This window comes from Clostridium sp. BJN0013, from assembly GCF_040939125.1.
Taxonomy (GTDB): Bacteria; Bacillota; Clostridia; order Clostridiales; family Clostridiaceae; genus Clostridium_B.
On sequence record NZ_CP162495.1, the window covers coordinates 2152090 to 2168331 of the forward strand.

Genomic DNA, 16242 nt, shown 5'->3' on the forward strand with positions numbered 1-16242 from the left:
TGATAGTTATATTTTTTAAATAATTAACTTCTTTAAGTCATTGGCTAAGCCATTACAACTTGATTTTCTTTCCATATCAGAAAGTATATAATACCTATCCATCTTTAATAATCCTTTTTGTTCTGCAGCGGCTGAATTTACCTCTAAATCAACTGCCTTTTCTTGAAAAGATATTTTATAGGTTTCATTTTCAAAGGGATAGGTAGGAAGTGCCACCTTTTTCTCCTTACCTGTAGAGAATTTATTAGGATTGTACCTAGTTCCCAGTGTATACAGCTTGGCAAATGCTGTAATAATAGATTTCACAGCATTTTCACCTATATTCATCTCAACCCAGTTAAACAATCTATCATTATAAAATTCTTTATTCTTAATTTCATCAATTTTACCAGGATAAATAACTACCTGATCTTTATTTACAAATCCATCTAAACTTTTGATATTTTCTATAACCTTTATTGGAATATCCAAAAACTCTTCAATAGCTCCTGAAGGTGTTAATATAGGAGAATTTAAATACACGGCATTTTCATTGCTCTTAGAATAGTTACCATCTTCTATAATGCTAATATGAATAAGTTGCCCCAAAGCCTGGTCTAAATTTATTAAACCTGTTAAAACCGCTGCAGTTAAAATGCCCGTACCCTGTGCAATTATTCCGCAAATATTTAAATTAAAATCATTCAAAAAAATGCCAAGTGCATATTGAACTGCAAAAGAATGAATAAGTTCAATTTCTTCACTATATCCATTTTTCAACTCCTTATATCTATCCATGCATTCTCTGTATGCGGTATTAAATGCAGCAAAACGGGAACATAAATCATGTTTACAATCTTCAAAAATCTTCATGTTGCCATCCAGCATAAGGTAAGCTTGGGTTTCACGATTTGGGTGAGAACGTCCCTTATAAACTCCTTCAATGCTGCTGCCGTTTTCAAGTGAAGTAAGCACTTCTAGCAAATGTGCCCTTGATTTCACTACTGCTGCAGCCTTAGTGATTAATTCCTTTTGAGCACCATTTACAGTAAAGCAAATTGAAGCTGCACTTAAATTTTCATGCTGTTCTATGTGATTCTTTAAATTAGCAGCTATGCGTTTCACCACATTTTCATTTCTGCCAGTTAACTGTAACAGGTATGGAGATCTTTCTTCTTCATATTCCCTTATATCCGGAGCTTTTTCCAGAACTACATGAACGTTGGTTCCACCAAAGCCGAAAGCATTCACTCCTGCCCTTAGAGGAGTTATGTTACTACTTTTCCATTCCATTGGTTCTCCACTAACAACATAAAATGGAGAATTAGCAAAATCTATATTAGGATTACTTCTTGACTTATCATAGTTTACAGTATGTGGTATTTTTTTATTCTTAAGTGCAAGAACTACTTTTATTAAACTTGTAACTCCAGATGCGGATAACATATGTCCTATGGAAGATTTAACTGACCCAATAGCACAAAAAGCTTTTTCTGATGTAAAGGAACGAAAAGCGTGATTCATACCTTCGATTTCAATAGGATCACCTAAGGGTGTACCTGTACCGTGAGTTTCAATGTAAGATATGGTTTCTGGATTGATATTTGCTTCTAAATACGCTTTTCTTATAGCATCTGCCTGTCCCTGAGGTCTAGGAGCTGTTAAACCCTGAGAATGTCCATCATTATTCATGGCAGAACCTTTAATTACAGCCAGTATATTGTCTCTGTCTCTCATGGCATTTTCTAATGGTTTTAACAGTACTGCACTTGCCCCTTCTGAAAGTACCATACCATCTGCCCTGCTGTCAAAAGGGTAACAAACTCCTTTTTTAGATAAGGCCGTTACTCTGCTTAGTCCTATGAAGGGAGTAGGCGAAAGATTCAAATTCACACCTCCAACTATGGCCATTTCACTTTGCCCTGTTCTAATACTCTCACATGCTAGATGTAGTGCTGCCAGGGAAGATGAACATGCCGAATTAATTGTTAAACTTGGCCCAGTAAAATTCAGACAGTGACTTACCCGAGCTGCTACCTCATTTAAACTATTTCCTGCAACAAAATCAGGCACCATCTCTGCTGGTTTCAACACATTAAAAATACTATTCATTATTTCATCCTGTTCTACATGACCTATATTATTAAATATGTGATTACTTGATAAATAATTCTTTAGTTTCATGTAAGTTCTATAATTTGCAAAGTGTTCTGCATAGGTGTTTTGTTCACAGCCTACAAAAACTCCAATATTATTTGAGCCATATCTTCCTCCATAGCCAGCTTGCTGTAACGCTTCCCATGCAATCTCCAGAAAAATTCTCTGCTGCGGATCAGTAACAACAGCTTCACTTGGGGACAAACCAAAGAACATAGGATCAAACTCGTAGGGCTTATCTATAAACCCACCATACTTGGAATAAGAAGTATACAAAGAGTTTACATCTGTACTAAAATAATCCTTTAATGACCATCTTTCTGATGGCACTTCTCTTATCATACATTTGCCACTTTCAAGAATACTCCAGTATTCATCCAAAGTATTTGCACCTGGTATTCTAACACTGGCACCTATTATTGCAATATCCTTTATTTTTTCCATTGAAAAAGTATTTTTTTCTGAAATATCTATTTTTTGTGCTGTTACACCATCAGAATCTCCAGAATAAACTTTCTCAATATATTGTGCCAATGAATCAGGAGTTTGATATTCAAATATTAATGTAGGATACAATTCTATTCCAAGATTATGTCCTAACTTCTCCATAACCTTAACTGCTCCCAATGAATCCAAGCCTAGCTCGAGAAAATTCTGTCCTATATCTAGTTCTTCGTGATGAACTTGCAATTGGTCAGCAATAATTTTATAGACAGTCTCTCTAATATTTTGGGATTTTTTAAAGTCTAGTGTATTAACCTTAATTGAAAGAGGTTTCTTTTCCTGTGTTATTTCAAGCTTATCTAGAATGTGTATTACTCTTTGACTTCCATCTGACAATACCCTCATTAGTGCTTCCACAGCTTTCTGAGCAGGAAGAGGATTTAATCCTTGAACTTTTATTGCCATTGAAGCCATATTACCAAGATTAGCACCCATTCCAGTTTTAGCCCATAGAGAATAATTTAATGCAATAGTTTTTCCCGGTGCATTTTCAGATGCCCTATAAAAACTGTATGTTGACAAAAAGGAATTTGCTGCAGCGTAATCGCCAAGTCCTGCTGACCAAATCTTTTTCGAGGAAGATACTGATGAAAGCATAACAAAAAACTTTAAAGGCTCCTTTCTTGTAACATAATCAGTTATTACCGCTCCCTGCACCTTAGGTTCTATGACACTATTCACTGTATCAATGCTTTTATCTAAAAGTTTAAAGCTTGAAAAATCCCAGGTACCAGCTGCATGAATTACACCTTGAATAGAGCCATATATATTATTTACTTTCTCCATAAGAACTTTCATTTCATTAATTTTTGTCACATCTACAGCTTCATAAATAACATTTGCTCCAAGTTTTTCAAGGCTTAAAATTAACTCAATCTTTTTAGCACATTTAGCATTATTAGATATTTGTGTATTCCACTCTTCTCTTAATGGTAATTTTTCGCGGCCTGTTAAAACTAGGTTAACTTTAGCTTTTTTAGCAAATGCTTTGGCAATTTCACCTCCTACAGCACTTGCACCTCCCGTAATTAAATAGGTTTCGCCATCATTAAACTGGATTTTTGAAGATTTACTCAATTCACCTGTGTTGATTAAATCTCTTACATACCTTACTCCATCTCTGATAACTACTATACCCTCATCATTTATTTCCTTCCTTATCTCATTAAATAGTATTTCAGCAAGTTCTTTATTAGACTTATACTCTTTTTTATCTGTATCTATACAATATGAATTTATAAAAGTATTTTCCTGATCTAAAGCTAATGTCAGAGTTACAGCAATAGATTGATGTGGATTAAAAATTTTATAATTTTCAGTTACAGATATGCCGTTGTTTGTAGCCAGCAATAATCTGATATTTCCCGCATTAATTTCTTTTAAAGCCCTTCCAATACACAATATACTGTAAATATCCTCCTGGACCACTCTGTCATCAAATACAAATTCTGATTTCCAGGCTTCCCTTTTAAAATTCCATAAATGTATCACTGAAGCTATAGGTTCTGGAATGTTTTTAAAAAGCTCAACATAATCCCTCTCCACTAATGGATTAATTATAAAATTTTTATTGGAATCACAGCTGTATTCACTTCCTGAGCTAACAACATAAATTTTATTTTCTTTTTCATCAAACATTGATTTGAGTTCTTCTCCAATGCCATTTCCATCATCAAATATTACTACACTCCCTGCTGGTAATAAACTAAGGGAGTTGTCTGATTCAGCTTTCCAGTTCCAACTATAAAACCAGTTGTTTGGTACCTTTATATTTTCCATTCCAAAATCAGGCCTATATGTACTCCTGTGGAATGGATATGACGGTAATTGAACCTTATTGTAGGAAATACCCTGCTCAAATTTTTCCCAATTTATATTAATTCCTGAGCAAAAGAGTGAAGACAGTGTGCCTAAACAGGTATCCCAGGAATCCTTCTTGCGGTCTGAAGCTGTGAAAATTATTTTAGTATTGCTAGTTTTTATACCTCTTGCCATTCCTGATAATATCTTATCAGGGCCACACTCAATAAAGGTATCTACAGAGTTGTCTGATAAATATTTTAAACTTTGCTCGAACTTTACAGGTTGAAGAATATGCTTGATCCAGTATTCAGTATCAAAAGGTTTATTCATTATTTCTCCTGTGATATTTGATACTACAGGTATTTTAGGAGAATTAAAGGTTACCCCCTCTAATACTGCCTTAAAATCATCCAGCATTGGCTTCATAAGCGGCGTATGAAAAGCCTGGGAAACATTTAATTTTTTAAATCCCATTCCCTCTTTTAGCAGTACTTCACTAAATTTTTCTATTGCATTTACTTCCCCTGATATAACCTGATGGGTTCCATTGTATGCTGCAATCCAAACATTACCTTCAAAAGCTTGAAGTAACCCTTGGAGTTTGTCTCCGGAAGTAAACACTGCACACATACTGCCCGATGACTGCAGTTCTTCCATTAATTTGCCCCTGGCAGCTACTATTTTTGCAGCATCCTGTAGACTTACTATGCCCGAGAGACAAGCTGCTGACCACTCACCAATACTATGACCAAGTACATAGTCAGGTTTAACCCCTAAATCTGTAAAGAGCTTTCCAAAAGCATAGTCAATGGTAAATACCACCGGCTGTGTAATATTTGTCTTTGCAAGAAGTATTTCATCTGCTTTGTCACTATAAATCAAATCAGTTATTTTTTCATTAAGGTAAGGATAAAATACCTCCGAGCATTCATCAATATATCCACTGAAAATAGGCAGATTTTCATATAGCCGTTTTGCCATGCCAATATATTGTGATCCTTGACCAGTGAACATTAATGCTATTTTAGGAAATACTTTACCATCAATATGATCTAATTTCACTTCTTGAAGCTTATTCATTAAATCCTCACAGGAATCTGCAACTACACTACAGCGATATTTAAGCAGTGTTCTGGTGACATTTTCTGTATAACATATATCTTCCAAGGAACTTTTATTATTATTTTTAAGATATTCTACTAAATTTTTTATTTTTTGATTTAATGATTCTTTTGTATTTGCAGAAAGACACAGAACATGCTTAGATCGTTCATATATCTTTTCGGGTTTTGTTTTAGTTAACTCAGGAGTCTCTTCAATAACCATATGGCAATTAGTACCTCCAAATCCAAAGGAATTAATAGAAGCCCGTCTGGCTGTGTTTGGAGAAACCTCCCACTCCTTTGCCTTAAGAATAGTATAAAAAGGAGTTCTATCAAATTTAATAGAAGGATTAAGCTCATTTAAATTCACATTAGGAGGCATAATTTTATTATTTAAGGCTAATACCACTTTAATAAAGCTTGCTATGCCCGCACTGCTGAGAAGATGTCCAATATTTGATTTGACTGACCCTATAGCTATGGAATTAGCTTCAGGACTCCACCTTTTAAAAGCCCTGTCTAGAGCTCTAACTTCACTTAAATCCCCAATCTTTGTACCAGTGCCATGTGCTTCTACATATTGTATATCCTTAGGATTGAAACCATTATTTATATACAAGGATTCAATTACTTCACGCTGGCCATCAGGGTTGGGTGCCATAACTCCTATAGAGTGTCCATCATTATTTACTGCACTTGCCTTAATAACTGCAAGAACATTATCTTCATCTTTCAAAGCTTTTTTCAAAGGCTTCAGCAAAACTAGACCTGCACCTTCTCCTGGAACAAAACCATCAGCTTGAGAATCAAAAACTCTTGACAGTCCACTTGTTGACAGGGCACCTGCATTACTAAAATATATATATGGAGTGGGAGTGAGTAAAAGGTTAATTCCTCCTGCCAGGGCAAATTCACATTCACCTCTAAGAAGAGACTGGCAGGCCATATGAATAGTCACTATTGAGGATGAGCAGGCTGTATCTACCACCATACTAGGCCCTTTTAAATTAAATTCCTGAGAGGTTCTAGCTGCAACCATATTCAAAATATTATCCACAAGTAAATTAGGATGGAAATGGGTTATACCAAGCTTATTTTTCCATTCCTCAAGAATAGACTCTTGTTCTTCTTTTGCAAGTGAGGTGAAACTATCAAAACTTTTGAGATTTGACATATTTAAAGTATTTAAATGATATTCATAATAAGAATTTGTACCAGCTCCAATAAATAATCCCAAATTCTTTCCACTTATTTTTTTCTTACAATACCCTGCCCTCTCTAATATTTCAAATACTAATTCAAGCATAATTCGCTGCTGAGGGTCCATAACAGAGGCCTCCTCATCAGATATATTAAAGAATTCAGCATCAAAATCAAAAGGTTTATCTATAAAAGCACCTGTACGGCAATTTGTTTTTATTGGATCAACATCAGTACTATAGTATTTATCTATATCCCATCTATCTGCAGGTATTTCATCAATGCTGCACTTTCCATTCACAATATTATTCCAAAATTCTTCAGGAGTTGATGCATCCGGGAAACGGCAGGCCATTTCTATTACTGCTATGTCATCATCCTTATCCATTATAGGTGTGGTTGTTTTTGTCACACTAATTTCTGAAATATTTTCTTCATGCAACCTTCTAATATATTCATCCATATCACTTATAGTTTCACAATTGATAAGTATATCATGGCTTAAAGTTAATTCCAATTCATCTTCTAGCATACTTAAAATTTGAACTGCTTTTATTGAAGTTCCTCCTAATGATAAAAATGACTGATTATATCCTATACTTTCTGCAGGTCTGTCTAGTACTTTTGACCAAATTTCACGTATTTTATCCATATTTTGTCCTGATATTAAAGGCCTGGATGTTTCACTTTTCTCTGTTTTTTCTATCTCATTAAATAATAACTCATCTGAGGTAAATGTTTCACCCTCATACTCATTATTTAAAAATGACTGTACCAGCATAAAACGCTGTATTTTACCGCTGGTGGTTTTAGGAATAGATTTAATCAAAACAACATATTCAATGGCAATGCCAAAAATTTCATTTATTTTACTAAGTATATTTGCATAAAAGCTTTTTAAATTATCCTTATTAATGTGAAGTGCAGAAAATAAGGCAACTTTTTCTCTTCCTTCTTTTTCATCGTGCCACCCGCATACTACAACTTTGCCTGGTTTTACCCCTTCAAATTCTTCTAACTTAAACTCAATATCATGTGCAAAGAAATTTTGTCCATTAACAAAAATTATGTCCTTCATACGCCCTGTTACACATAACTTTCCATCAATCATAAAACCAATATCACCTGTTTTCAGCCACCCATCCTGAAAGGAATTAAGGGTCGCTTCTGGATTATTAATGTAACCTGAAGTAACATTGTCACCTTTTATTTGAATTTCCCCTAATTGTTTTTCTAAAACTACTTTTCCCTGCTCATCTACAATACGAACTCCCGTTCCAGGAACAGGATATCCTTCACTCGCCACCTGGAATGAATCAAAATTACCTTCATCAATTTCTTCAGCTATTGAATTATTTACAAGGCTATTTCTGCTGATACAATGGCTTTCCGGTTTAGTACCTGCAATTGGAAAAGTAACTGCTAGACAAGCCTCAGCCATTCCATACACCATATACATACTTGTTTCAGATAAATTACATACAGCTAATTTTTCCATGAATTCTTTAGCTAGGGGCACAAAAATAGGTTCTGCACCGTTAAAAATTAATCTTAGGGAACTTAGATCCCATGCTTCTAGATGTTTATCTGTAATTTTTCTAAGCAGTAATCTATAGCCAAAATTAGGGCTGGAAGTTACAGTAATTTTATGCTTGGAAATTGAATCAAACCAAAGAGCAGGTCTTCTTACAAACTTTACAGGATGCATGTTTATCTGAAATATACCTAAGGCAATTAATGTTAAATGATTGCCGATTAAACCCATATCATGATAATAAGGCATCCATGAAAAAAATCTATCCTCTGAAGTTAAACCCGCACCTTCAATGATTCCTTCTATATTAGTTAATAAATTTTTATGTGTTAAAATCACTCCCTTAGGTTTACTGGTAGTTCCTGAACTAAATTGTATAAAAGCAGGCTTTTCTGATGGTGACAGATTTATTGAACCTTTTACTGTACTCTGCCTTAAATTTGATACATCCAGCATTAACATATCTTTACAATCCTCATATAACTCATTATTTTTCATACTTCCAATCATGGAAGCATCACTTATTATTACAGGTTTTTCAAGGGTATTCCACACATTTATGAGCTTTTCTAAAGAAGCATTTTTTCTCTTGAAGGATGAAGGATAGGAAATTGGTGCAGGTATAATTCCGCCAAGTATACAAGCCCAAAAGCTGATGGCAAAGTCAATATTATTTTCAAAGGAAAGAATTGCAAAATCGTCTTGTTTTAAACCATTTTCTTGAAGCATTCCTAAACAGTAAACAGCCTTTTCAAGTATTTGTTTATAGGTTAAGAAAACTTCTGTATTATTATCTTGTATAAACAATATTCCTTTATCATTTTGATTTTCTGAAGCTTCTATTAATAAGTTACCAATATTTATTTTACTGCAATACTTGCCTGTTACAGGCTTTCCCCAGGCAATTGACATTTTTTCATTATTCATGTAATCATCCCCTTAATTATAGTTTCTCAAATTATACTCATATTTACCTCTTTTAATATAGACTGTAAAAAGAAATACAACAAAAATTAATAGACATACACTAAAAATATGGTCATTTCCAAACAAACTCATAGCTGTAGACGAGATTACCGGACCTATAGTAGATCCAATTCCATAGGAGAAAGTAAATAATGAGGTTCCAGAAGGTATATCTTCTTTATCTAAGTTTTCAACTGTAACTGCCAGAGATAATGGATATATGGGGCCAATAACAGCACCAGATAAAAATGAGAAAATTAATCTTAGAGCAAAATTATTGAAAATTATAATTCCTAAAACTGTAAATACAGAAATAAGAATGCTGCCTATCAAAGTTTTCTTTCTTCCCAGCTTATCCGAAATGTAAGTCATAGGTATAGTACCTACAATACTCCCCACTACAAATATTCCCAGAGCATATCCAAGATATGAAAGGCTATATTTTTCATGGAGAAGAAATATAGGATAGAGGGTAATTAGAGTGGTTTCTGTGAAACCATATAAAAACGCCCCCTGAAGTCCAACAAATACTTTTCCTAACACATTTCCCTCTGGCTTTTCTGGAAATATTAGTTTTTCCTTAAAATTGAACCCTATAATTATTGGACACAATATAAGGGCAGCTATAGGAATCATAAAAGGAAACCAGGTTCTATATATATATAGCTGTGGACCTGTAACAGAGCTAAATATAAAACCTACAGCAAAACAAAATGAATATAAGCCGCTGACTATACCTCTTGTATTATCCTCTGTTAAATCATGGAGCATTGTTTGTACTCCAACCATATCAGCACTTATGCCAAATCCCATAATTATCATTAAAAAAAGCCAGAGAAATAAGTTTGTAGCCAAAGGAAAAATACCACAGGCCACTGCAGCAGCTAATGCCCCTAGTAATATAACTCCTTTCATATCCCTATTTCTCATTTTTTTATCTATTAAAATAGAACCTATTGACATAAAAAGAAAAAAAGACGATGAAATTATCCCAATATATAAATTTCCTACATTATTTTTTTCTAAGTGAGTGGATGCAAGGGGATTTATGATCCCCATTGCAGTTCCTAAGAATAACCCTACAATATAAAGTACCCATTTTTTTTTTGAAGCAGCAAATATGCATTTTCTCTTAAATTCATAATAGTTTGTCATTCCTCCTTACCTTTTACTCAATGCAGCTCTGAGAGCGGGTATATGCTGAGATCCAAACCAGTACATATCCTGCTTTCCAAAAATTTTAATAGCTTCTCCAGTAATATAATCTGATTTATCTGAAGATAAGAATAAAACTAAATCGGCAACTTTTTTAGGTGACATAGCATTTTTCTTAAATGCACCTGGAGCCATATTTGTATCTACCATAGCCGGACAAATTGCATTTACCTGAATGTTATTAGCTTTGAACTCCTCTGCTAAAGATTTAGTTAATCCAATAATTCCATGCTTAGACGCTGAATAAGCACTCATCAAAGGATATCCTATAAAAGATGAATCAGAACCTAAATTAATAATTTTTCCTGATTTTTGTTTCACAAAATGAGGTATAGTCAAATAACACAGGTTATATGTTCCAAACAAATTAACTTCTACAATTCTCTTCCATTCCTCCTCTTTAATATCCGTAAAAGGAGCCATTTTTGTTATTCCTGCGTTATTTACAAGAACATCTATTTTGCCAAATTCAGAAACAATTTTTTTCACAGCATCACAGATATCATTATAACTGCTGATATCCGCTGTTATAGCTATAACTTTACTGCCAATTCTTTTAATCTCTGCTGCTGTTTCCTCCAATTCACCTGCTGTCCTTGATATAATAGCTACTTGAGCACCTTCTTTAGCCATTTCAATGGCAATAGTTTTTCCTATACCTCTTCCTCCACCGGTTACAATTACACTTTTGTTTGATAAAAAGCCCCCCTTTTTACTTCCATTTATCAATGATAGAGGCTTTAAAGTACTATTATTTTCAGGATTTTTTCGATTATTGATGTAGGAGATCATCTCCATAAAAGCTCTCATGTATTCACTTCCAAGATGCTTTATGGTAGATTCACTGTACATATTCTTAGAATATTCTATTTCCAAATTCAACTCACCATTTACTATAGAATAGAAAAATTCAATTGATGAAATTCTCTTTTGATCAGGATGGGAATATCTTCTGTCAATATCATCCTTTGAAAATTCAAATATATCGTATTGAGGCATATCCCTGTTTCCCAGATAATTTGACCTTATAGATGCTAAATTTAAATCAGGATATAAATATGAAGGCAAACTGTCTGAAATTAAATCATAACTTATACCGTTCATTGGAACTCCATTCATAGCATTTGTGATCTTGTGGACTGTTTCATTCCAATCTTCATTGTGTCCTATAGTAACTCCCAGTGGATAATTTATTGCAAAATTTCCTGCAGTCTGGAAAAATATATTATTCCCCAGATCCCTTCCATTCATTCTATGGCTTACTACTATCCATGATTTGTTATAGAGCCTTTGCAGCATTTTATAAAGCGGTGCCAGTAAAATTGGATATACACTTGTTCCGAAGCATTTCTTTGCAGTAGTTAATAACTGCTGTGTTTTAGCCTTATCTAAAATAAACATTTCTGAACTGGCAGACTGCTCAGTATTACTGCCCAGATTAAAATCCTCAGGAATCTTAAAAGAATAAAATTCTGAAGGAAATTGTTTTTTCCAATAATCTACAAATTCCAGGCCTTTATTCTTCTTTTCTTCATTAACTCGCAAAATAAAATCCCTATATGATTTAGATTTTTCAAGTTTAATATCTTCAGTCAAAATAAGTTGTCTATATATTTTCCATATATCCTTAAACAACAGTTGATTTGTTATAACATCAGAAATGAGGTGATGTCCAATTACAGAAATATCATAAAGAGAACCATTTACCCTTATAACAACCACTTTCCAGAGAGGCCATTTGTCTACTTTTAGATCTAGAATAATTTTATCAATTAAATTTTTCACCTCTCTGTCTCTCTCTTCATGCTCCATATGAGAACCATCATAAAAATCTGCTTTTACATTTTGTCCTAAAGGCAAAAATTTCTGCTGCCACTTTTCTCCTTTATTAACTAATACACTTCTTAAAACATCATGGTTATCAGTTAATATTGAAAGTGCTTTGTTAAACAAATTATAATCTAAAGGCTGTTTATATAAAAACCTTGTATATCCAGTCCACTGATATGGATAATCAAAATAATTCATTAGCCAATTCTGTGCAGGTGACAGTGGTATTTCACTGGTTAGTGCATCTTCAACCACATTACCCTTCAGTTTCCTTTGAGATAATTCATTCAAAACTTTTCTATCAAGCTTTCCATTAGGAGTCTTTGGCAAAACGGTCACCCATTCAAAGCGGTGGGGAATCATGTAATAAGGGAGCTTCTTTGATATACACTTTTTTAATTCACTATCATCTACTTTATTACCTGAAACCCAGGCAAATAATTGCTTCTGCCCCTGAATATAGTCCACTGCAATTACAGCAGTTTCATTTACACAAGGATGGGTTCCAAGCACTGCTTCAATTTCTCCCAGTTCAACTCTAAATCCCCTTATCTTCACCTGATTGTCTTTGCGTCCATGATACTCATAACTCCCATCTGGCCTTCTGGAGGTTAGATCTCCTGTTCGATACAAATAATCACCTGGAACATCTTTGAAAGGATTAGGCTTAAAGGCTTCCTCTGTTTTCTGCCTATTATTCATATAGCCACTTGAAAGCTGAACACCTCCAATCCAAAGTTCCCCCATTTCCCCATCTGGAAGTTCTTTCATATTTTCATCTAAATTTTTAATGAACACATTATCAATAGGTCTGCCTATTGGAATACTGTTTTCTCCATTAGTTCCAGGTCTTTTGTCAATTATGTGACAGGTAACATCAATGGATGCCTCAGTAGGTCCATAAAGATTTGCAAGCCCTATTGATAAACCATGCTTATCTATCCATTTTTGTATTGTGGCCATTGGCAGTGCCTCACCACTAAAAATTAACCATCTTAAATCCTTAAAGTTATAATCATCATCCTCTAAAGCATTTACAAATTCACCAAACAAGGATGGCACAAAATGCATTATATTTATCTTTGTATCTATCAGCCATTTTCCTAAACTCCATGGATTTTTTACAATTTCCTTACTAACAGGACATACTATACCTCCATACATTAAAGGCCAGAAAAGTTCCCAGACAGATATATCAAAACAACAAGATGTCTTCTGTGCCACCCGTTCTCCCGGCTTTAACTTAAAAGTATCCTGATGCCATTTTAACCTATTCATATAACCTCTATGCCCCAGCATGACCCCCTTAGGGTTTCCAGTTGAACCTGAAGTATAAAGAACTGTCATTAAATCATCAGGAGAATTTATAACTTCAAGCTCACCATCATGGGCAGCCATCCATTGTTCCTTTAAGATCTGCTTGTAGTTGTATATTGAATCCAAAGGAGTGCCATAGTCCAAATACATAAGGGCTTTTATGACAGAATCCTCCTTTATTAATTGTTCTAATGAAGTTTTTAACCCATGCTCAGCAAGTAAAATTTCTATACCTGAGTTATTTAGTATATATTGAACTCTTTCTGTTGGATAACTAGGATCCACTGGAACATAAGCTGCACCTGCTTTCATAATACCTATCATTCCAAATAACATCATAGGACCTGGAAGTACCATTATTCCAACAAGAGAACCTCTTTTAACACCCTGACTTTTTAAATAATTAGCAATCCTATTTGATATGTTGTCTAATTCCTTATAGGTTATATTCTCATCCTTATACATAATAGCTATTGCATCAGGCGTAGCCCTGCACTGTTTCACAATTTGTCTATATGGAATTTGTTCTTCTTCCCCAGAGTAGTTCTCTGTTAAGCTTTGATTTTTTTCAACTAATGAAGCCATTTCACTTAGAGTCCTGCATTCAAAAAGAGAGTTTTTATCAATTCCTTCATGAAGTTTACACAATCTTGTTATTATACGAATACGTTGTAAAGAATCGATCCCAAAATCTGCCTCCAGATCCTTATGTATATCCTGTTCACAGATAGCTGTACAGCAAATTTCCTCGGCTATTTTCTGTAGTTCTCCAAGTAACATTTTATCTTCCGAAACCTCTAGTCTTAGTACTTTATCCTGGTTTTCCATTTTATAATTTGCAAGAAAATGGAGATTATCTATAAATTTTTTAATTAACAAATTAATATTATCTTCATGAAAATGCAAACTATCATAATTGGATGAGATAAATATTTGATTTTGGAATAATTCAATAACATTATCTATAGCTCCTGCATTAGTTGATGTATATGCTTCATAATCAACTATTTTTAAGTTGCCATATCTTTCTTTTATGTGAGTATCTCCAACAAAAGAAAGATATAAGTTTGATTTTAAGCTGGAACGCACAAAAGCCGCTGTCGTTTTAGCCATCTTTCCATCTTCAAGCATATCCTCATCTTTTGCCATTTTAGCAGCAATGTAGGTTTGAGCCCTGTCTATTCCTGCAGATATTTTATCTTTTATTTCTTTATCCACCCTCATTACTAATGTCACCCAATCCTCATCAGCCTCTTTTGAATTAAAGCTTAGTGACATATTCTGAGCAAAGCACCCTATAAGTCCTGTTGCATCAATACTAGGATATACCTTCCCCCCAGTAGGTAAATTTAGTATAATTTGATCACTGTCCTCATCCAGCTGTGTTACAGATTTTAAATAAGCACTAACTATAATAGTAAACAAAGATACTCTCCATGCTCTTGATTTGTCCATAAGAAGCCTGGTAATATTTTCACTTATCCAGTATTTCTTAGTCTTAACCTGGGCAAATTCATTATCAGCATTACCCCTGCCAAAAGGATTAAAACTATACTTTGCCTTCCCGCAAACTCGAGAATAACTATCTAAATTTTTGTTTTCTTCAGGATCATTCCAATTATTCATCTCTGAAACTACTTCATTATAATCGCCGAGGGATACACTTTCCCATAATTTTACGCTGACACCCTGTATTTTTGCTGCATATATCTCAAGTATCTCTCTGAGGATTTGCTGATTTCCCAATCCATCTGAAACCAGATGATTATTTGCCAATATTAGTTCATATTCAGTGTCATTTATCTGAATCACCATAAATCTATGAAGCGGGTATACAAAAATATCAAAGGAATTGTTTAGAATTTCTTCAATAATCTGATTAATTCTCTGGCTTTTAGCTTGCACAGGCATGTGTCTTATATCCTGTACCTCTATTTCAGGTAAGGTAGGATTACTAAATACTTTAAGACTATAGTCTTTAAAACTTTTTGCTCCCTCACAAACATCAAATTCCCCTCGCAAACTAGGATGCCTCTTTACTAATTCAATCCAACTTTCCTGCAGCTGATTTAAATAAAGTGACCCCTCAATTTTTACACCTGAACAAATAGTTAATGTCCCCACCGACCAATAGGATACTAAAAATGGATATTGAGCATTCAAAATTACTAAATCATCTTTTTCACTTTGACTTAACTCCTCCACATTGTAAAACTCCTCAAATATAAGGACAATTTCACCTATTGTTTGCAATGACATGAGCCGTGCTATAGGATACATAGATGTAAACTCATCTAGTCGTTCAGCAGGTACAAGCTTCATTAGCTGGTTCATCAATGTTACCATTTTAATTGAATCAATTCCCAAATCACCTTCAAGAAACATTTCACAATCAAGATCTTCAATTTTATGCCCAGTTACATTTGATATAAGTTCATATACTTGCACTTTCATATCTGCTGCATTTATTTGATTAACACACACTTTAAATTCCCCTTCCATATGTTATTAAAGTATCTGACTTATGGACAATTATCCTGGTAAAATATACTTTCATTTCACAATTAAATTTTTTAGTTTTTTCAAGCCACATAGATAAAATTTTACATAGCATTTTTTCTAATTTTGGTGTAA

3 protein-coding genes are annotated in these 16242 nt (G+C 34.0%); all 3 read right to left on the reverse strand.

Annotated elements, in window-relative coordinates; all coding sequences use genetic code 11:
* Positions 1-15: 15 nt before the first annotated feature.
* Genes AB3K27_RS11030 through AB3K27_RS11040 form a run of 3 tightly spaced genes read right to left on the reverse strand, consistent with a single transcriptional unit; the run spans position 16 to position 16092 of the window.
* The gene (locus AB3K27_RS11030; protein WP_368487496.1) at positions 16-9207 is read right to left on the reverse strand and encodes a beta-ketoacyl synthase N-terminal-like domain-containing protein; all 9192 of its coding nucleotides are present in this window, start codon (positions 9205-9207) and stop codon (positions 16-18) included.
* 12 nt (positions 9208-9219) lie between these two features.
* On the reverse strand, positions 9220-10401 hold the full coding sequence (locus AB3K27_RS11035) for an MFS transporter (protein WP_368487497.1): 1182 nt from the start codon (positions 10399-10401) through the stop codon (positions 9220-9222).
* A gap of 6 nt (positions 10402-10407) precedes the next feature.
* Positions 10408-16092: an amino acid adenylation domain-containing protein gene (locus AB3K27_RS11040; protein ID WP_368487498.1), complete on the reverse strand. Its 5685-nt coding sequence runs from the start codon at positions 16090-16092 to the stop codon at positions 10408-10410.
* Positions 16093-16242 lie beyond the last annotated feature (150 nt).